The 20,193-nt window shown below is 69.5% G+C and carries 12 protein-coding genes and 1 CRISPR repeat array; of the genes, 7 read left to right on the forward strand and 5 right to left on the reverse strand.

Going from position 1 to position 20,193, the window contains the following annotated elements; translation table 11 throughout:
* Positions 1–174 (reverse strand): hypothetical protein, encoded by a 174-nt coding sequence (locus ACYQ8L_RS15585; protein WP_459942737.1) that lies wholly within the window; start codon positions 172–174, stop codon positions 1–3.
* Positions 175–284: 110 nt separating this feature from the next.
* Between ACYQ8L_RS15585 and ACYQ8L_RS15590 the strand changes: the two genes are divergently transcribed.
* Complete coding sequence (locus ACYQ8L_RS15590) at positions 285–2,495, forward strand: AAA family ATPase (RefSeq protein ID WP_459942738.1); 2,211 nt, start codon at positions 285–287, stop codon at positions 2,493–2,495.
* Between the two features lie 138 nt (positions 2,496–2,633).
* Here the strand turns inward: ACYQ8L_RS15590 and ACYQ8L_RS15595 are convergent, their stop codons facing one another.
* From ACYQ8L_RS15595 to ACYQ8L_RS15605, 3 genes are read right to left on the reverse strand one after another with little or no spacing between them, the layout of a single operon-like run.
* Complete coding sequence (locus ACYQ8L_RS15595; protein WP_459942739.1) at positions 2,634–3,668, reverse strand: helix-turn-helix transcriptional regulator; 1,035 nt, start codon at positions 3,666–3,668, stop codon at positions 2,634–2,636.
* A 3-nt stretch (positions 3,669–3,671) separates the two neighbouring features.
* Positions 3,672–6,866, reverse strand: coding sequence for a UvrD-helicase domain-containing protein (locus ACYQ8L_RS15600; RefSeq protein WP_459942740.1), 3,195 nt, complete (start codon positions 6,864–6,866; stop codon positions 3,672–3,674).
* On the reverse strand, positions 6,859–9,855 hold the full coding sequence (locus ACYQ8L_RS15605; protein ID WP_459942741.1) for a PD-(D/E)XK nuclease family protein: 2,997 nt from the start codon (positions 9,853–9,855) through the stop codon (positions 6,859–6,861). Before ACYQ8L_RS15605 ends, ACYQ8L_RS15600 begins: the two co-directional genes overlap by 8 nt.
* 430 nt (positions 9,856–10,285) lie before the next feature.
* Between ACYQ8L_RS15605 and ACYQ8L_RS15610 the strand changes: the two genes are divergently transcribed.
* A complete protein-coding gene (locus ACYQ8L_RS15610) occupies positions 10,286–11,269 on the forward strand; it encodes a restriction endonuclease (RefSeq protein WP_459942742.1) in 984 nt (327 codons plus the stop codon).
* Between the two features lie 528 nt (positions 11,270–11,797).
* Here the strand turns inward: ACYQ8L_RS15610 and ACYQ8L_RS15615 are convergent.
* Positions 11,798–12,424 carry a hypothetical protein gene (locus ACYQ8L_RS15615; protein ID WP_459942743.1) on the reverse strand — a complete coding sequence of 209 codons (627 nt, stop codon included), beginning with the start codon at positions 12,422–12,424 and terminating at the stop codon, positions 11,798–11,800.
* A 748-nt stretch (positions 12,425–13,172) separates the two neighbouring features.
* Here ACYQ8L_RS15615 and ACYQ8L_RS15620 point away from each other — a divergent pair.
* From ACYQ8L_RS15620 to cas1, 5 genes are all read left to right on the forward strand, one after another.
* Entirely contained in the window at positions 13,173–14,408 is a 1,236-nt protein-coding gene (locus ACYQ8L_RS15620; protein WP_459942744.1) for a TIGR02710 family CRISPR-associated CARF protein, read from the forward strand.
* A 100-nt stretch (positions 14,409–14,508) separates the two neighbouring features.
* Positions 14,509–15,465 carry a CRISPR system precrRNA processing endoribonuclease RAMP protein Cas6 gene (gene cas6 / locus ACYQ8L_RS15625; RefSeq protein WP_459942745.1) on the forward strand — a complete coding sequence of 319 codons (957 nt, stop codon included), beginning with the start codon at positions 14,509–14,511 and terminating at the stop codon, positions 15,463–15,465.
* Positions 15,458–16,576, forward strand: coding sequence for a putative CRISPR-associated protein (locus ACYQ8L_RS15630; protein WP_459942746.1), 1,119 nt, complete (start codon positions 15,458–15,460; stop codon positions 16,574–16,576). The genes cas6 and ACYQ8L_RS15630 overlap by 8 nt, the downstream gene beginning before the upstream one ends.
* Positions 16,577–16,732: 156 nt before the next feature.
* Complete coding sequence (gene cas2 / locus ACYQ8L_RS15635; protein ID WP_459942747.1) at positions 16,733–17,017, forward strand: CRISPR-associated endonuclease Cas2; 285 nt, start codon at positions 16,733–16,735, stop codon at positions 17,015–17,017.
* 4 nt (positions 17,018–17,021) lie between these two features.
* Entirely contained in the window at positions 17,022–17,996 is a 975-nt protein-coding gene (gene cas1, locus ACYQ8L_RS15640; protein WP_459942748.1) for a CRISPR-associated endonuclease Cas1, read from the forward strand.
* Positions 17,997–18,263: 267 nt separating this feature from the next.
* Positions 18,264–20,190: a CRISPR direct-repeat array (repeat unit 37 nt; unit sequence GTAGGAACGTAGGACCTGATTCAGAAGGGATTGCGAC).
* Positions 20,191–20,193 lie beyond the last annotated feature (3 nt).

Raw genomic sequence — 20,193 nt, forward strand, 5'->3', positions numbered from 1 at the left:
CTAGTTGCCGCGAATCCTGCGGAAGAACGGAATGAGGTGCTCTTTCCCTTTTTCGCGCAACCACTCCTCCAGCGGTTTGGGCCCTTTCTCCCCGGGAAAGACAATGCGGATGCGCCCCTTCGGGTCGATGCCCTTCGCCTTCCGTTCCTCGATGGAATCGGCGAGGCCCGTCACCTGGATTCGGGTACCGGTACACCGACGAGCGTTCGAGTTTCCGGAACGGCGGGAGGGTAGGGTAAGGGCCGGGAACCCACGAAGGCGGTCTTCGATGCGGAGGGAACGCGATGACCGGCCCGGCGGACGTTTTGTTTTGCCACCGCGACCCGCTCCACGACGACGAACGGCTCTTGGTCGCCAGGTCGTGCGGGTGGCTTCGGCGCGTTCTCCGGCGGTTTCCCGACGCGGAGGCGCCGACGGCTTTCTTCCTGTGGCGGCTTCTGGGCTCCGAGGCGGCCGCCCTGGTGCGGGGGCTCCCAGAGGGGTGCTGGGACGTCCGGACGGGCGAGGAGGAAGACCCGGCCAAGAGGGCGATCCTGGCGGTTCAGGCGGCCCTCGCCCGGCTGGCGGCGGGCGACCGGTCGGTGGCGCGACAGATTCACGACGCCCTTCGCCGGCGGGCGGCCTCGGTGGGGGTGAGATCCGCTCCGCTCCTACGGGAGTTGCGGCGGCTCAGGAGGTGGTGCGGTCTCGACGCCCTGGAGGCCGAGTTGTGCCTGTTCTTGTATGCGCTCGTCGGCTGGACGCCGGCCGAGCGGTTTTTCGGCGAGCACCTGGAGTGCCACCGCCTGACCAACCTGGCCCTCCTGGCGGCGGTTCTCGGGGCTGACGTCTCGCACGTGCAGGCGGCGCTCGCCCGGCTGTCGGGGGACCTGGGGCTCGTGGATATGTACCTCGACAGCCTCCGCTCCCTGGAACTCGCCGGCTGGGCCTGTGCGGCCCTCGGGGGCCTGGGGGCGGTCGGGGTCGCCGAGTGGGCGCCCCCGGAACCGGTTCCGGCGCCGGAGCTTCCCCTGGAGGCCCACCGGGTGGAACCCGGGGCGACCCGGCACCTCCTCGCCCTTCTCGGTGCGCCCTCGGACGAAAGCGTCCACGTTCTCCTCTACGGCCCGCCCGGCACCGGGAAGACAAGCTACGCCCGGGCGTTGGTCCACGCGCTCCCCCTCCAAGCGTACGAGGTTTCGACCGGGCTCTCGTCGCCCCAGGCCCGCCGGGCGTCCCTCCTCGCGGGGCTGACCCGGGCGGGGCGGGCCGGGGGGGCCGTGTTCCTGTGCGACGAGGCCGACGCGATCCTGAACACGGGGGGCCTGTCGGGGGTCCGTTCCATCGGGCCGGACGGCGGCGCCCCCCGGGCCGACCGCTCTCCGCTCGTCCACCTGATGGACCGCCCGGCCGCAAGGGTCGTGTGGGTGGTGAACCACGCCGACGCGATCCACCCGGCCGTGCTTCGGCGGTTTTCGTTCAGCCTGGAGTTCCGGGCGTTCGGCCCCCGCGAGCGGGCGGAGGCCCTCGAGCGGGTGGTCCGGCGGCACCGGGCGAAATCGCTCCTTCAGCGCCACGACGCGGAGGCCCTGGCCCGGCGTTACGTCGTGCCGGTGGGGGTACTCGACACCGCCGTTCGGGCGGCCCGGGGGGTGGCGGCGGGATCGGCGGCGGCCTTCCGGGAGGCCTTGGAGCGCACCCTGGAGGCCCACTGCCGCCTGGGGTCCGGACGGCCCGCCCCGGCGGAACGGCCGGACCCCGCCCGGACCTTCCTGCTCGACGCCCTGAACTGCTCCGTGCCCCCGGAGGTGCTCCTGCGCCGCGCCGGGGAGTTCGAGCGTCGCCGCCGGCGCGGCGAACTCGCCCGCGGACTGACGCTCCTCTTCTGGGGCCCTCCCGGAACCGGGAAGAGTGCGCTGGCGAGGCATCTGGCCGAGCGGCTCGGGCTCGAGACCGAGTGCGTGCGGGGAATCGACATCCTCGACCCGTTCCTCGGGGAGAGTGAGCGGCGGCTCGCCGAGGCGTTCGGGGCGGCCGAGCGAAACGACGCCGTGCTCGTCCTCGACGAGGTGGACACCTTCCTCTACGCGCGGGAGAGCGCCGTGCGCTCCTGGGAGGTGTCCCTCACCAACGAGTTTCTGACCCGGCTGGAGGCGTTCCGGGGGATCGTGGTGTGCACCACGAACCGCAAAGACGGCCTCGACCCCGCGGCCCTGCGGAGGTTCCACGAGAAGGTGGAGTTCCGGGCCCCCACCCCGGACGGGGTGCGCCTGCTCTACGAGCGCGTGCTCCAGCCCCTGACGGGAACCGGGGCGCCGGCGCGCGTGCTGGGCGAACTCGCCCGCCTGCGGGGCCTGACCCCGGGGGACTTCGCCGTGGTGGCCCAGCGGTTCGAGCTGGAACCCCCGGACCGCCGCACCCACGAGCGCATGTTCGAGGCGTTGCGAGACGAACTGGCCCACCGCCAGGGATCGGGGTGCCGCCCGGTGGGGTTCGCCCAGGCAGGGGAGGGGTAGGGGGGAGGATCGCAGACGCGCCACCGCCACGGGACCCTGCGTTCCGACAGCCACGGCACGGTCGAGGCGGGGCTTCGGAGGCAGCGCCGGCGGACCGGAGGGTACGGGGTATCCCCCCGGACCTTCTTCTCCGCCCCCTCAGCCGGCGCAGGGATCCGGTCGGGGGCCGGGATCGCCGGCGTGGTGCCGGGCGATTCGCTCCGCCTCCCGGCGAACCTCCTCGCGCAGATCCCGGGGTTCCATCAGTTCCGCGCACGAGCCGAACCCCAGGATCCACGATACCACCTCGGGGCGGCTCTGGGCCTCCAGGGTGAGGACGAGCGAGCCGTCGGTTCCCTCCTCGATCGTCTGGTTGTCGCTCCACACGCGCTCCCGAACGTGCTGGGCCGCCCACCCGGTGAACCGGGCCTTCACGGTGAAGGGTTCTCCCCGGATGAGTCCGAACCGCCGCGGGGCGTGCGCCGGGGCGGGGCGGTCGGGAAAGGTGCGCTCGAGGAGGTCCACGTCCTCGAGCCGGTGGACGGCCAGGGTGATGTCCTCGTAATCGTCCCGGGGCTGGCCGCCTTCGGGCACGTAGGAGCACACGAGGTAGAGGGCGTCCCGGTACTGTACGATCTCCCGGGGGGCGATCTCGTAGGTGGCCGGTTTGTCGCGGGAGGGGGAGCGGTAGGTCACGCGGCAGACCCGGCGGCTGGCAAGGGCCTCGAGCAGGACCTCCAGGCACCCGACCCGCCCGGGCTCCACGGGCGCGCCCAGGGTCGACACCCGGCCGGCCAGGGCGCGGCCGAGGGCCCGCCGCTCCTCGGCCCCCACGAGTTCTTCGAGCTGGGGGGCCGTTTCCTCCACCTCCTCGCGCATGCTCTCGGGCAGGAGAGGCTCGACGAGGGCCCGGCAAAACGCGAGGTTCTGGAGGTCCACCGCGGTCAGGCGCACCGGGGGCGGGATCGCCACGGAGATCGGCCGGAACCACTGCTGCCTGTCCCGCCGGAACTCCTCCACTTCGACGAGGCCGGCCCGCAGGAGGTCGTCGATCATGGGCCGCACGCTCTGCTTTGTGCATTCGAGGCGGTCGGCGAGTTCTGTGAGGCTCCAGGCCCGGCCGGTGGACTGGAACAGCCGAAGGAGTTGGAGCGTGCGGCCCGTGCGGGTTTCGGTGCCCCTCTTGCGGCCCATCGGTCACCTCCCGTTCGCCAGGGGGACGGGCACCTCCCGGAGCCCATGCACGAAGAGGAGCCGCGTTTCGCGCACGGGTTCGCCGGTGAGGCGTTCCCAGGCCCGGGCGTACGCCCGAAGCTGCGGGCCGTAGTGGGCCACCCACGGGGCCGGGTCCTCCCCGACCTCGTCCGTCTTGTAGTCCACGAGCACCCACCCGCCGTCCTCCCGGAACGCGAGGTCCACCACCCCCTCGACGAGGTCGGGGGCCTCGCCGCTCCCGGCAAGGTTTACCGCAAAGGGGGCCTCGGCGAGGCGCTCGGGGCTTCGGGCCGCCCGCTCCCACAGGGGGCTCCCCCGCACCGCGTCCACCAGGGCCCGGAGTTCCCCGGCCCGTTCGGGATCGAGCCCCTCCTCTTCGAGGATTCGCCGGAGCACCGGATCGGGCAGGGGGCGCCCGGCCCCCAGGCGCTCGAGGGCCCGGTGGACCGCCGTGCCCCAGGCGGCGCCCCGCCCCGGCCCGGCCCGGGCCGGCGGCGGGGTGTCCACGAGCGAGGTCACGGGACGGCGGGTCCACGTGGGCGTCGCGGCCCGCTGGAGGCCCCCCAGCGCCCGGGCCACGGCCCGCCGCTCGCCCCGGGGATCGGGGTCGACCCGGCGCCGGGCGGGGGGCGGCAGGTCGAGACCGGCGGGGGGGAGTTCGTCGTCCACGAACTCGAGGAGTTCCTTCCAGGCCGAGCCGCTGGCGGCTTTCCCCTGGGGTCGGCTGATCACGAGCACCTGCCCCGCCCGGGTGGCGGCCACGTAGAGGAGGCGCCGTTCCTCGGCGTCGCGGTACTGGGTCTCCACCGCCTCCTGGGCGTCCCACCCGGGGGGATGGGCGAGGATCTTCTGGTGCCAGTCCCCCGCCGGCTTCCACGCCGGGAAGTACCCCACCGCTCCCCCTCCGGCGTCCCGGTCCACCCGGTAACGCACCGGGTGGCGTCCCCGGTTCCAGGCCCCCGCGAGCACCACCACGGGAGCCTCGAGGCCCTTGGCCTTGTGAAGGTTCATGAGGCGCACGCCGCCCGCCTGCCCGGCGAGCACGTTGCGGGGCGGACGGGCGGCCGAGACCGTCTCGGCGATGTGGGCCGCGGCCGAGGCGAAATCGCTCCGGCCCACCGCCTCGGCCTCCCGGGCGAGGTCGATGAGGGTCTCGAACCGGCCCGCCGCCGTGCCGCCCCGGGGCCCGGCCGCGGCGAGGGCCGCCACGCCGGTCCGCTCGATCACCCACTCCACCGCCGCCACGGGGGGCCGGGCCAGGGCCTCGGCCCGGAGTTCGCGCAGGAACCCCAGGGTTTCGCGCACCTCGGGGTGGCCGGCGCCGGGGGGCGAGGAAATCCCGAGGGCTCCCCCGCTGTGGCGGTGGTCGAGGAGATCCTGCCACGAGTGGCCGAAAAGCGGGCCGGTCAGGGCGGCCACGAGGGCCGCCCCGTCGTCGGGTGCGGCCAGGGCCGCGAGGAGGTTCGCGACCCCCGCCACGAGGGGGTCGTCCCCCGGCGCCTCCGCGCCGGTGAGGTCCACGGGCACCCCCTGGGCCTCCAGGGCCGCGGCGAGCCCGGGCAGGGACTCGGTCTTGCGGGTGAGCACCAGCACGTCCCCGGGCCGCGCCCGGCGCAGCCGCCCCCCTTTCCCCCTCACGCGCAGGTTCCCCTCCAGCGCCCACCGGACCCACGAGGCCACGAGCCGGGCCTCGTGGGCCAGCATCTCGTCCTTGGTCCCGGCGCTCGGGAGCGTGAGCCGCCACACCCCGGAGAGGGGCTCGGCCGGGGGGCGCCGGGTGGTCCACAGGGGCGCGTGGGCCGCCTGGTAGGGCGTGTCCTCGGCCGGGAACAGGGTGGAGAACGCCCGGTTCACGTACGCGCACACCGCGGGCACCGACCGGAAGTTCCGCCGGAGCCGAAGGACCTCGCCCCCCTGTGCCACCACGAGCCCTTTCACCCGCTGGTAGGTCTCGATGTCGCCCCGGCGGAACCGGTAGATCGACTGCTTGGGGTCGCCCACCAGAAAGAGTGCGCCGGGCCGGAGCGGCCGCGCGTGCCACGGGCCACCCCCTGCCGGATCGTCGCCGGCGAGGTAGAAGAGGATCTCGGCCTGCACGGGGTCGGTGTCCTGGAACTCGTCCACGAGGATCCGGCGGAACCGGCGGGCAAGTTCCCGGCGGACGTCGGGGTGGTCCCGGAGAAGCCGCCGGGCGAGCAGAAGGAGGTCGCCGTAGTCCAGGGTGCCCCGGGCCCGGCGCCGGGCCTCGGCGAGGGCGAGCGCGGGGCGGGCGAAGGCGACGCACAGGGGGTGGAGCCGGGTCCGCCACAGCGCGAGCGCCGGCCGCACCGCCCGCTCTTGAAACGCCGGAAGGAGTTCGTCCCGGAACCGGTAGGCCAGTGCCCGGTCGGGCCAGCGGTTCAGGGTAACCCCGGCCGAGGCGAACGCCTCGAGCGCCTCGACCAGGGTCGGCGCGTGGGCGAATCCCCGCTCGGCCCGAAGCCGCCGGGCCGTGAGCACCGCTGTCTGGAGCCCGTCCGGGCTCTGCGGCGCGGGGGGCACGTGGGGCTCCACCTCGGCGAGGAACCCTTCCAGCTCCCGTGCGACCCCCGAGAGATCCGGGGCATCGGAGGCGTCCCCGGTCACGGGCTCGACGTCCCGGTACTCGGCGAGGAGTCCGAAGAGCCCCCGCAGGTCCCGGGGGTTCATCCCCCGGGCCACGAGCTCCCGGAAGAGCGGGGTGCCCCGCTCCCGGTCCAGGTGCTCCTCCCACACCTCGTCGAGCACCGCCTCGGCGGCCTCTTCCTCCAGTTCCTCGAACGACGGATCCACCCCGGCCTCCACGGGAAAGAGCCGGAGCATCCGGGCGCAAAACGAGTGCACGGTGCCGAGAGCCGCGCCGCCGAGTGCGGCGAGGGCTCCTTCGAGCCGTGCCCGCTCGGCCGCCGGGGCCGACCGGAGGCGGCGTTCGAGTTCGTTTTGCACCCGCTCGCGGATCTCGGCCGCGGCCTTCCGGGTGAAGGTCACGGCGGCGATCTCGCCCATCTGCGCCCGCCCCCCGGCCACCAGGGCCACGATCCGGTCCACGAGACTTGTGGTCTTCCCCGAGCCGGCCGAAGCCTCGACGAGGAAGTTCACGTCCAGGTCCTCGCGGATGCGCCTCCGGGCCTCCCGGTCCTCCGCCCGCTCTCTACGCATGGTCTTCCACCTCCCGATACCGCTTCACCGCGGGGTCTTCGGCCTCCCGGAGCCGCTTCCACGCCCGGGCCGGATCGGCCCCGCACACCCGCTCGAACGCGCACCACCCGCAGGTTCGCCCCGTAGCGACGAAAAGCCCTTGGGCCATGGCGTCCAGGAGCGCCGGGAGGGCCTCCAGGGCCTTTCGCCACCCCTCGCGGGGGTGAGCCACCACCTGGCCCCCGCCCCGCCGGGTGGGGAAGAGATACCCACTCACCTCCACCCGGGCCGGCCGGCCGAGCCGGGCCGTGAGGAGAACCTCGGCCGCGGCGGCGTACAACCCGTGCTGGAGCTGCGTGCCGCCGGCGATCTCGGCCGGGGCCTGAAAGTCCGAGGGGGAGCCGGTCTTGTAGTCCCACACCCGGAAGGTCCCCTCCAGGGGCCCCGGGTCGATCCGGTCGATCTGGCCCCGCAGCCGGATCGTGCCCGCGCCCGCCGGGAGTTCCACGGGATCGGGCGAGAGCGCGTCCTCGCCGTCCCCCATGCCGAACCCGGCCTCCCGAAAAGCCGGCGCCGTCCCGTGGCGCCCCACGAAGGCGAGGAACGCGTGCACGTCGTCCTCCAAGGCCCGCACCTCGGCCTCGAACACCGGTTCCGAGGGCGGCGGGATCTCCGCCCGGTAGGCCGCCACGAGGTTCCGCAGGATCTCCAGGGCCCTCTCGCGGTCGGCGTCCGGGTCCGGCGGGTCGCCCCGGTCCTCGAAGAACCGGGCGTAGAGTTCATGGAGAAGGCTTCCCCGCGCGGCCGGGTCGAGCCAGGCCTCGGGGTCGCGGGTGACCTCCTCGGGCACCTCCACCCGCAGGACCGATTCGAGGAAGTACTTCCGGGGACACCGGGCGTAGGTCTGGAGTCGCGAGGCCGAAAGCACCGGTTTCGGCTCCACCCGGGGGTCGAAGGCGGGCGACGGTTGGAGCCGCCCGTGGTGGGGGCCGGGAAGGTCGCACGCGAGCGCCCGGGCCGCCTCATCCCCCCGGGCCAGGTGCGGATAGGCCCGAAGCGCGGCCTCCCGGCCGTCGGCGAAGAGCCCCCTGTGCTCGAGCGCCCGGTACCACCACTCCCGGCGGGTGAGCGCCGGTCCCCGGGGCACCCGGCCCACCGTGGGGCCGAGCACCCGGTCGAGATCCGGGTAGCCCAGGTTCGGGTCGGCATGGCCGAGGCGGGCCGCCGCCAAGAGCGCGGGAGAGGGGAACCGGGGGCGGTTTTCCGCCGGGTCGAGGCAGGGGTAGCTCACGACCACCCGGTCACGGGCCCGGGCGAAAGCCCGGGCCAGGGCCCAGGTCCGGTCCGCGGCGGCGGTGTCGGAGGGGCCGAGCCCCAACGCGGCGCGTTCCCCCGCCGAGTCCCGGAGGATCGGGTCCTCCGCCGCGGTGCCGGGAATCCGGTCGTCCGTGAGCCCGGGCACGAAGAGAACCCGCCGGGCCGACAGGCCGGCCTCTTCCAGCCCGCAGACGTGGAGCGCCCCGGGTTTGGGCGGCGAGGCGCCCACGCGCACCCCGCGCGCGAGCCGACCGAGCCGGTGGGCCGCCCGCCCGGGGTCGGCCTTCTCGGAAAACCCCGTCGGCACCCTCAGCGCCCGGACCAGGGCCTCCCGGGCCGCCGTGTCGTGGTCCCCCCGCAGCCGCACCCGTTTCGCCAGCAACTGCGCCGCGCCGGCCGCGTACCCGGCCCACGGCGCCGTGCCGGCCGGAACGTGGGAGAGGATCTCGGTGCACCAGGCGGCGAGCCGGCGGGCGTCCTCGGCGCGCCGGCGAAGCCGCTCGGCCCGTTCGGGGTCCTCTGTCTCGCGGGCCTGCGCCTCGAGGCTCGCGGCATGGGCCGCAAGGCACGGCGCGTACCGGTCCCGGCCCCAGCCGATGCCCGCCTCCCGCAGGATGGCGGCGGCCCGCCGGGCCCCAAGCCCCTCCGGAAGGTCGAGATCCCCGGCCTCGACGAGCCTCCGGAGTTCCCGATCGGCGAAATCCGAGCGCATCCAGTCCGCAAGGCCCAGGGCCACCCGCACGGGCGCCGTGCGAACCCCGGGGAGTCCCCGGGAGAACGTGACGGGCACGTCGTCGAGGGCCGCCGCCACGTCCGCGAGGCGGGGGGCGTAGGCGTCGTAGTCGGCCAGCGCGACCTCCACCTCGTCGAGGGCCAGTCCCTCCGCCAGGATCCGCCGGAACACCTCCCGGGCCTCCACGTCCTCCTCCACGGCCCGGAACACCTCGACCTTGGGCCCCCCGGCCGGGGCGTCGGCGGGGGCGAACAGGAACGCCCCTCGATGGGGAGAGGGGTCGCCGGCGGCCGCCCAGCGGTTCGCCGGGGGTTCGACGCCCGCGGGCTCGTCGTCGGCCAGCACCGTCCGCTCCGGGAACCGCGCCTCCAGGAACGAACGCTCGAGGGGCGTCACCCGGTTGCCCGCCGGGACGAGCAGCACGGCCGAAGAGGGCGGCGCGCCGGCGGCCCGGCGAAGAAGGTCGGCCGGGGGGGCCCAGCCGTCCGCGGCGATCCGCTCGAGATAACGGCGCAGGATCTCCGCAAGGTCCTGGGCCCGCTCCCGCGGCTCGATGGGGGCGGCCTCCATGGCGTCGGGCCCCACCCCGTGGCGAAGCGCCTCGCCGAGGCTTCGGGCCACGGCCTCGACCAGGCCGTCCGGAGGGTCATCGGGGAAATACCCGCGCCGGGCCTCGTGATAGGCGCCCTCCCAGTACCAAGGGTCGAGTTCCCCGGGAACCGGCTCCAGTCCGGCGGTGTCCGGGACCTCATCAAGGGCCTCCCGCACGAGGTCTCCCACCGTGGCCGTGCGCAGGAGGAACCACCGCCCCGCGGCCCGGCCGAGGGCGTCGAGAAGCGCCCGGCCAGACCGGGCGTCCTCCACCAGGAGCACCTTCTCCCGAAGCCGATACCGCCCGCACGCCTCCGCCAGCGACTCCACCAACCGAGGCCACCGCCCGCCTTCCGCCAAATCCCCCATGACACCGTCCTTTCGCTGAAAAGGTTCGCAACGGCACCCATCATATCGGAGTCGCGTTCGAAAAACTGGAATTCCGAACGACTGCGCTTCAGTGGGGCGAGGGCATCGCTCAATTGCTGGCAACGGTCAACTGAGGAGGGGAACGAGTTCCGGGGAGGGTTCCCGGGCACTTCGGGGCAAAGTAGCCGGTCTAAAGTCGGAGAAATGGAATGCCGAAACGAAGACGACTGCGAGTAACCGCGGATAGCCGCCCAGCCCTTGGGCGTTCGGCAGAGTGCCCGCGGGTTCCCTTCGCGGAGCGCGTGATTCGGCAGGTGGGGGAGTACGGCGAGGGGGCGAGGCGATCAAGCACGTTCCTGGTGATGCTTCCATATTATCAGTACAAGTGTATTGTGCGCAGATTTGTCCACCCAACGCTGGAGGGGAAACCATGACAATTTGGGCGTTTAATAAGCCGGGTGATGAATATTTACAGTTTGTTGTGAAATCTCTGAGGGATGGCGTGTCTAGATTTGGGTGGAGCTATTTTGAGGGCGCAGATTTAGAGGATCTAAAGAAGAAGAGCTGGGGTGATATGGACGATGATGAAAAAAAGGTATGGGCAAAGGCTTCGTTCTTGCTTGATATCCAAAAAGACGATTGGATTGTTCATATAAATGTCCCTCGGTGGGGGTTTTGCTCAGCTGCTCGGGTTCAAGGCGAGTACTATTTTGACAAAAGTTCACAAAATGAGGACTACCGTCACTGTGTGCCGGTTGACAAGTCAAGTATTGTGGAATTCGATAGAAACGATCCTAATGTCCACCCATTGGTAAGCAGAAAACTGAAGTTGAGGGGGAGGTATTGGAGGGTATACTGTGAAAAGGAGTTCTTTGAATCTATCAATCGTCTCAAGGAAAGTTGTATCTCTTTGGGTGACGAGCAGAAGGGTCTGTATTACCTCAAGCAGGAATTGAGTGAACCGCTTGGAGATATAGCCCAGATTATACATAAGACACACGATGGGAAAAATCTAGAACGATTCTTGGCTGCAGTGTTCCGTGAAGTCCCTTTTGTCGAGGATGTCATCGAAAACGGTTTTGGTTGGGGAACGGATTACGGAGCAGACCTGATTGTAGAGTACCATTCCGGACTTCCAGTGCCTGGACTAGAGAAGACGGAAAAGCTTGTTGTCCAGATCAAGTCATATGAGGGGGAACACTGGGATACGAGTGCTGTAGATCAGATAGAAGAAGCTATTGCAAAATATGATGCAGACGCAGGATTGATTTTAACGACGGCGCAGAAAACAAATAATCTTCAAAAGGCGGTAGATCAAAGATCAGAAATGTTGCAAAAGCCTATATCTGTATTGGCTGGGGAGGATCTTGCTAAATTTGTTTTGAAGTATTACGGAAAGGTTTTGTTTGAGTAAAGTGTTGCGCCCCTATTTGCCGCTTCTGTATGAAAGCGGACATCAATGGCTCTGGAGAAAGCCGGAAGTTGGCGTCGTGTCGAGCGGGCGACTATCTTCCGCCGCCGCACGATTGATCGGTGAAGGAGGGCCGGGTGCCCTCCCCGCCCACGAAGGCGTAGGAGTGGATTTCTGTGGCTGGGCTGTCCGCGGTCCCAAAGGCCCTGTGAGGATCTGCCCGTGTGGTGAGAAAACGCTCCAGCTTGGGAACCTGACGACCTAAGATCGAAAACTCCTTCGCTCGAAAGTGTCAAACTTCGGAGCACGACGTCGCAGAGGTTCCACCAAAGTGTCTAGGGGTGCCGATTTTCAAGGGTTTGAACGCTGGCTGTACAGCCAAAAAGGCGTGCCATGACTCGGGTCGCGGGTGCGTCCCCGCTGGGTGCGGCCCGACCATCAGGACTTCAATCCGAACTTGCCTCCTCCTGAATCGGCCGAACGCCGACCCGTTCCACGCCGGACGGCGGTGCGATCGCCAGTCCCCGGATTTCACGCTCCGGGCTCTGGCTCCACCGAGGGCAGGTAGCGCCGCCCGAACTCGAACTCGGCCTTGCCACCGTCCCCGTCGAGGAAAATCCAGACGATCTGCAGGCGCATCCCCGTGTACCGCCGGGCCCACCGAGCCGGCCGCAGGATCTGGCGGTCGCGGCACACGAACACGATGAGATCTTCCTGGCTGGGGGAGCCCCACCCCCGGTTCGCCCGCCACAGGGACGGCAGCACCACCGGGCGCTGGCAGGGTTCCGTGCCGGCGAGGGCCTGAATCCGTTCGCGCCACTGGGGGAGAAAGATCCCCCCGTGGTACGGGAGCGGGTGGGGGCCCACCCGGAGGGTCCCCTCCGGCCATCCGAACGAAAAGAGATAGCGCTCGAACTCGCGGTACCCGGCGGCCTCCACGGCGTCGTCCACCTCCTCCACGATCGCGGCCACGCGCTGGGCTTCGGCCCCGAGTCCCTTTTCCACGTATACCCGTAGCGCCCGGTACCCGTGCTCCTCTCGGCCCCCGGTCCAGAGCCCGGGCACGCGCCGGGACGGGCTTACGTCCGCGTCGCTCTCGAACGTGCTCGCGGCCCCCATGATCTTTGCCCGAAGTGCGCGAATCTGACGAAGGTCCATGGAAACCCTCCCTGGGAAGCGCGGTGCCTGTCACGGTTGCCCATGGGAGGACTCTACCGAAGTAGGATGCCAGAAACTGGAACGACCGAGCGCGGAGCACGGCGACGGCCACAATCCATACCCCGGCGCGTCCCCTGTCTCCCGCTCGCCCGGGCGGCCGGCTATGCGGGGGGCGAGGGAAGGGCGCTTTCCGGCGTTGGCCTTGCTGCCGACACGAACAGTGCCGGAGCAGTCCGGGTTTGGGGCCAGAAGCCGGCCACGGGGCCGGGGCAGCTCCATCCGTCGGGCCGGCTGTTGCCGGTGGGGCCGGGGGTCCGGTAGGATGCGCTGTGGGCGACCCAGGGGAGGGGAACCATGACCACGCGGCGGGCGGCGCTCTCAGCGGATCCAGAACCGTAACGGCCACCTTGTGCGCCAAGAACGCGCGGGGTGGCCGTTCGTGCGTTTGGGGAGCGGCCCGTGAGCAGCGCCTCCGGTCGGTCTCCGCGGTGAGGCCCCTGGTGCCGCGGCAATCCGCGGCAACGTTGCGGGTCTGGCAACCTGCGGGTCTCCCGCGGGAGCATGGCCCCCGACTCGCGGGGCCTTGCTCTTTCGGGGTGGGCGGCTTTCGCGGGGGGGCGCCCGGGGGCGCGTAGGCCCCGGGCGCCCCGGGGGGCCGGCGGCCCCATGGCGTTGCGGTTTCCCGCCCGCGCGCCCGGGGGAGGCGCCGGGCGGACCACGGGAGGAGCGTTCCGACCAGGGGGAATCCATGGCCCAAGGTCTTCTGATCTCGGTGGGGGGCACCGCGGAGCCGATCGTGGCGGCCATCGCCGCCCACCGGCCCGAGGTGGTCTGTTTCGTGTGCTCCGAACAGTCCGCGGAGAAGTTGGGCGAGGTTCGGGCCCGGGCCGGCGAGAAGGGGCTCGCGTACCGGCACCGCCTGGTCATCGTCTCGGACCCCGAGGACCTCGCGCAGTGCTACGCCGACACCCTGAAGGCCGCCGACCTCCTGGAGGCCGAGGGCGTGCCCGCGGGGGAGGTGGTCGTGGACTACACCGGCGGCACCAAAACGATGAGTGCCGCCCTCGCCCTGGCCACCGTGGGCCGCGGGTACCGGTTCTCGTACGTGGGAGGCGACCGCCGCGACAAGGGCGGGCTCGGGGTGGTGGAAACCGGAACCGAGCGGGTGCGCACGGGGTGGAGCCCGTGGCGGCTGTTCGCGGTGGAGGAAAAGCGGATCTTCGGGGCCTTGTTCAACCGGCATCTGTTTGGCTCGGCCGCCGAGGTGCTCGAACGGGCCCTCGCCCACGACCCCGGGGACCGCCGGCTCCTCGAGGGGCTGCTGCGCGTGAGCCGGGGCTACCAGCACTGGGACGCGTTCCGGCACGCGCAGGCGAAGGAGGCGCTTCGCGAGGGGCTCGGCCGCATCGAGGAGTGGGTGGCCTACCGCCCCACGAGCGAATACCGCGACATCGTGGCGCCGATTCGGGCCAACCTCGAGTTCCTGAACCGGCTCCAGCAGGGCACCCGAGGGTTTCGCCGCCGTCACCGGCTCCAGGTGATCGACCTTCTGGCCAACGCCCGCCGCCGTGCCGAGGTGGGCCGCCACGACGACGCCGTGGCCCGGCTCTACCGGGCGCTGGAACTCGTGGGCCAGATCGCGTTCGAGGAGGCGTTCGGGTGCGAGACCGGGGCCGCCGACCCGGCCCGGCTGCCGGAATCCCTCCAGGGCGCCTACCGGGCGCGGTACTGGAGCGAGGAGAAAGGCGCGTGCCAGATCCCGCTCATGGCCGCCTTTGCGGCGCTGGCCGAGGCCGGGCGGCCCGAGGGGCTCCGGCTCCGGGAGCGGGAGGAGGCGTTCAAGGCCCTCCTCTATGCCCGCAACCACTCCATCTTGGCCCACGGGTTCGAGCCCGTGAAGCCCGAGGTGCCCGGGCGGTTCGAGGGGCTGCTCCGGGAAACCTTCGACCTGACCGACGAACTCGTGTTCCCCCGCATGCCGTGAGGGGAGCCGGAACCGGGGGGGAGGCGGCGGCCCCGGGGTGGAGAGCCGTCCGCACCTCCCTCCGGGCGCGCGTCCACGCCGAAGACGAGGGGATGAAGGGATGGAACCGACCGACCTGCCCCACGAACTCTACCGTTTCGTCCTGGAGCCGTTGGAGCCCATGCGGCTTCCCGCCTACAAGGGCTCCACCTTCCGGGGGGTGTTCGGCCACAGCCTGCGGCGGGTGGCCTGCGCACTGCGCGACGAGGACTGCCCCACCTGCCTGGTGCGGGCCACCTGCACCTACCAGCGGCTCTTCGAAACGCGGGTGGACCCGGGGCAGGGCCCCAAGCCGGGGGTGGACCGGGCGCCCCATCCCTACGTGCTCACCCCGCCGCTTGACGAGGAGCGAGACGCCGGCCCGGGCCGGGAGCTCGCCTGCGACCTGCTGCTCATGGGCCCCGCGCGGGGCACCCTGCCGTACCTCGTGTACACCTTTCAGGAGGTCGGCCGGCGGGGGCTCACCCGCGACCGAAAACCCTTGGCCCTTCGCCGGGTCGAGGCCCTCGGGGCCGAGGGCTGGCGCACCGTGTACGCCGAGGGGGCCGACGCCCTGACGGACCCGGCCGTGGAGGCGCCCGCCCCCCGGGCCCCCGCGCGGGCGGGCGGCCTCCTCGGGATTCGGCTCGTCACCCCGCTTCGGCTCAAGCGAAACGGCCGGTTCGTGCGAGACTTCACGCCCGACGACCTCCTCGTGGCCCTGGCCCGGCGCTGGGGCGACCTCGTGCGCTACTACGGCAGCGGGCTCGACCCCGAACCCGGGGTCCGGTGGCTTCTGGGCCTCCGGGGCGCCGTGGCGTTCGGCGCCACGGATCTGCGGTGGCTCGACTGGACCCGCTACTCCAACCGGCAGCAGCGCCGGATGCAACTCGGCGGGCTCGTGGGCTCGGTGGAACTGCGGGGGCCGGTGGACGAACTTCGGCCGTGGCTCGCGTGGGCCGAGCGGTTCCACCTGGGCAAGGCCACCTCGTTCGGCCTCGGCAAAATCGAGATTTTCGAAGGGGAATCCCATGCGTGATCCGCTGCACACCGTCCTGTGCACCGTCGGCACCAGCCTCCTGGGCCACATTCTTCCCTCCGACGGGCGGCCCTCGGCCCTGCCGGAGGCGGCCGAGCCCTGGAACCGGGGCGACCTTGACGCCGTCGTCCGTGCCGTGGCCGGCCTGCCGGCCGACGACCGCCGGACCGGAGCCGAACTCCAGTCGGTGCACGACCTCGTGGCCCGCGGGTACGCGCGGCCCGACGCCCGGGTGGAGTTGTTCCACTCGGCCACCCCCGACGGCCGGGCCGTCGCCCGGGTCGTGGCCGGCGTGTTGCGAGGCCGCGGGCATCCCGTGGAGGTCCACGAGGTCGAGCACCTCCAGGACGACGACCCGAAGCGGTTCCGGTCGAAGGGGCTGCGGAACCTCGCGAAGCTGCTGTGCCGGTCGGTGCGAGCGTGGGGCGCCGCCGGCACCGGCATCGACGCCACCGGCGGGTACAAGGCCCAGATCGCCGTGGCCGTGGTGATCGGGCAAGCCCTGGGGGTGCCGGTGTTCTACCGGCACGAGCGGTTTTCCGAGATCATCGCCTTCCCGCCGCTTCCGGTGAGCCTCGATTACGGCCTGTGGATGCGCTGGAGCGGGCTCCTCGAGGCCCTCGACCGGGGCGAGTGGGTGCGCTGGCTCGACGTGGCCGACGACTGGGAGCCTCCCCTGGAACCCATGATCGAGCGGGTGGCCCTGGAGGAGGCCGAGTTTCTCGACCTCTCCCCCGTGGGCCAGGTGTTTCACGAGGTGGTTCGGCCGCGGTTCCGCACCGACCGCGACCGCCTCCTCCCGCCCCCCGCCCCCGCCAAACGGCCGCCGCGGCTCACCGAGCACTCGTGGGGGAACGCCCGGGGCCGGATCGAGGCGCTCCTGGACCGAATCGTGCGCGAAGCCCCCTACGTGGTCACGTGTCGCACCCATTACTGGAACCCGGACCTTTCGTCGGCGCGCTTTTTTCGGCTGCGGGGGCAGGCCATCGAGGGGGTGTGGAGCGACGGCACCTGGACCGTGAAATTCTGGGTCGACACCACGGCCGCGACCCCGGGGCACCTGGAGGCCTGCGTGGCCGACCTGAACGCGCGGGTGGACGACTGGCGGTAGCGGCGCGCCGAGCGACGTTCGCCTCGGCACGGCCGGGTGTCGGCCCGGGTTTCGCCGGGGAGGAGAAACCGGCCGGTCCGCGGGAGGGGACGGGCGGGCACAACCGCACGAAGTCCCGCGGACCGCTCCGAGCGACAGCACGAGGGGAGGGCACCCATGCATCGCGATCTCTATCTCGTGGCCTACGACGTGCGCGACCCGCGGCGTCTGCAGCAGACCCACAAAGTGGTCGTGTCCTACGCGACGGGCGGGCAGAAATCCGCCTACGAGTGCTTCTTGACCGAGGCCGAGCGGGAGCGGCTGGTGGCGGAACTCCACGAGGTTCTCGACCTCGAGGAAGACCGGGCCCACCTGGTGCGGCTGCGCCGGAACTGCCAGGTCACCTGTCTCGGGCGCGCCGTGCCGCCCCAAGACCCGGTGTTCTTCTTCGTGGGAGGCTGATCCGGTGGGCACGCTGGTGGTGGACTCCTCCATCGACGAGGTGCGACGCGACGGGCGGACGCTCACCCTGTACGCGGGGGGCAAGCTCCAGGGCCGCGTGCCCGTGCCTCCGCTGGAGCGGGTGATCTTCCAGGGGGGCCTCCGGGTTGACACGCGGGCCTTGCACCTCCTGGCCCAGGAAGGCGTGGGGGTGCACTTCGTCTCGGGCCGGCACGGCGACTGGCAGGCGAGCCTCGCCGGGCCCGAACACAACGACGCCACCGTCCGGCTGGGGCAGTTCGCCGCCTACTGGCACGAACCCACGCGCCTCGCCCTGGCGCGCGAGATCGTGGGGCGAAAGCTCCGGGGCCAGGCCGATAACCTGCTCTTATGGGCCGGCGAGAGCGAGGGCGAGGCCGCCGAGCGCTGCCGCGAGGCGGCCAGACTCGTCACCGACATCGCGGGCCGGGCCGCCGAGGCGCCCGGCCTCGACGCCCTCCTCGGCCACGAAGGAGCGGGGGCGCGCGCCTACTTCGGCGCCATGGCCCAGGTGGTGCCGGCGCGGCTCGGGTTCGCGGGCCGCGCCAAGCGGCCGCCGCCCGACCCGTTGAACGCGCTCCTCAGTCTGGGATACACCTTGCTGCACGCCGAGTGGGAGCGGCTCGTGCGGCTCGTCGGGCTCGACCCGGCCGTGGGGTTCTACCACACGCCGGAGTTCAAGCGGCCGTCGCTCGTGTGCGACCTGGTGGAACCCTGGCGCCCCGTCTACGACCGGTGGGTCCTCGAGCAGGTGGGGCAGAAGGTGTTCACCCCCAACGATTTTGTGCGCGGCGCGGGGAACGCGGGATGTTGGCTCAAACCGCAAGGGCGCAAACGGTTCTACCTGGGTTTCGAGGCGTGGGCGGAGCCGTTGCGCGGGACGTGGAGCGCAGAAGCCCGGGAGCTGGCGACCCTCCTCGTGCAGGCCTCGCGTGAGATGCGTGAACAACGGGCGGATTGACCGCTATGCCCGTCGTGTTTCCGTGTTGGAAAAACTAGTTGCTTTCTGTGAAATAAAACCATGGGGTCAGAGGAGGGGCGAGAAAATCCGTCACATGCACACTTTCACAAACGGCCGCTTGCTGTAAGGTCTTGAAATGAGGGAACTTTATTGCCTAGCGCAAAAGTCGGGTTGTTTGAAAACCGCCGATAGTGCGTTTGATTTTTTCTTGACTGTCCAAGCGGACTTCCAAGTTCCTGAAATCAGGAGGGAAAAAATGCGGGTGCCGTAGGAACGTAGGACCTGATTCAGAAGGGATTGCGACTTATGCACATATTACCCTCCGTATTCTTTGAGTAGGAACGTAGGACCTGATTCAGAAGGGATTGCGACCTGCGCTACGACGTGTAGCATGACGATCCTCCTGGGTAGGAACGTAGGACCTGATTCAGAAGGGATTGCGACCAATCCTCGGATCCTCAGGCTTCCGTCCGGGCTCCGGTAGGAACGTAGGACCTGATTCAGAAGGGATTGCGACTGCGAGAATACGTACTTTCATTTCCTTTCCTTCCGTAGGAACGTAGGACCTGATTCAGAAGGGATTGCGACCCAAGGTGGAGCGGACGAGAGCGTCCGCTTCCGTAGGAACGTAGGACCTGATTCAGAAGGGATTGCGACGGATGCGCACCTTCATATCCGTGCCTTCCTTTTGGTAGGAACGTAGGACCTGATTCAGAAGGGATTGCGACAACACAACAAACATCACCAAAATAAATCCAACTGTAGGAACGTAGGACCTGATTCAGAAGGGATTGCGACTTATTTTTGTAGTGATAACCATCCCATATTGAACGTAGGAACGTAGGACCTGATTCAGAAGGGATTGCGACCGACCGATCTCGGTCGATATTTGCTGCACCCCCATGGTAGGAACGTAGGACCTGATTCAGAAGGGATTGCGACGATGGCGTCCACCTCGATGACCTCCACGCCCGCCGTAGGAACGTAGGACCTGATTCAGAAGGGATTGCGACCGTCGTGTTCCGCATGGTGTCCCTTCCTTGCCGTAGGAACGTAGGACCTGATTCAGAAGGGATTGCGACCGGAGATCTCGGGCGGTTTCAAGGGCCTGCCGGTAGGAACGTAGGACCTGATTCAGAAGGGATTGCGACGTATTTGCGTCCGCCGATGTTCTGGGCGGTCCTGGTAGGAACGTAGGACCTGATTCAGAAGGGATTGCGACTCGTCACTCACGATGTAGTACGCTTCTACGTTGGTAGGAACGTAGGACCTGATTCAGAAGGGATTGCGACGCGACCTCCTCCGGGGTGTGGCGGCGAAACCGTAGGAACGTAGGACCTGATTCAGAAGGGATTGCGACGACAATGCCATAACACACCTCCGAGAGAAAGGGTAGGAACGTAGGACCTGATTCAGAAGGGATTGCGACGAAATCCGGGCTAACCCGGTTCCACTCGGCTGTAGGAACGTAGGACCTGATTCAGAAGGGATTGCGACATGAGGTGTTACTATACCATACACCGTTATCCCAGTAGGAACGTAGGACCTGATTCAGAAGGGATTGCGACTGTTTCTTCCTTGAAAATCCAGAAATTACTCAAGTAGGAACGTAGGACCTGATTCAGAAGGGATTGCGACTCCGATTCGGTCGGACTAACCGCCCCGATGATCGGGGTAGGAACGTAGGACCTGATTCAGAAGGGATTGCGACTGCCTGTAGCCAAACCATAACATAGTGACAGTAGGAACGTAGGACTTGATTCAGAAGGGATTGCGACAGCGTCGAGGCCAGGGCCAGCACTGCCACGAGTAGGAACGTAGGACCTGATTCAGAAGGGATTGCGACTGGATCTCGGCGGTAAGCCTACCCCACGCCTCGTAGGAACGTAGGACCTGATTCAGAAGGGATTGCGACGATCCGAAGGATCGCCATTGTGCCACCTCCTGCGTAGGAACGTAGGACCTGATTCAGAAGGGATTGCGACCACTTCCACGAACAGGGCCGCCCGGTGTCGGGGTAGGAACGTAGGACCTGATTCAGAAGGGATTGCGACAACCAGGGCCCGAAGGGCCGACTCCGAGCCGTGTAGGAACGTAGGACCTGATTCAGAAGGGATTGCGACTCCCCGCCTCGTGATCGTAGTCGAGGTGCGCGAAGTAGGAACGTAGGACCTGATTCAGAAGGGATTGCGACGGG

This window comes from Deferrisoma palaeochoriense, from assembly GCF_054656955.1.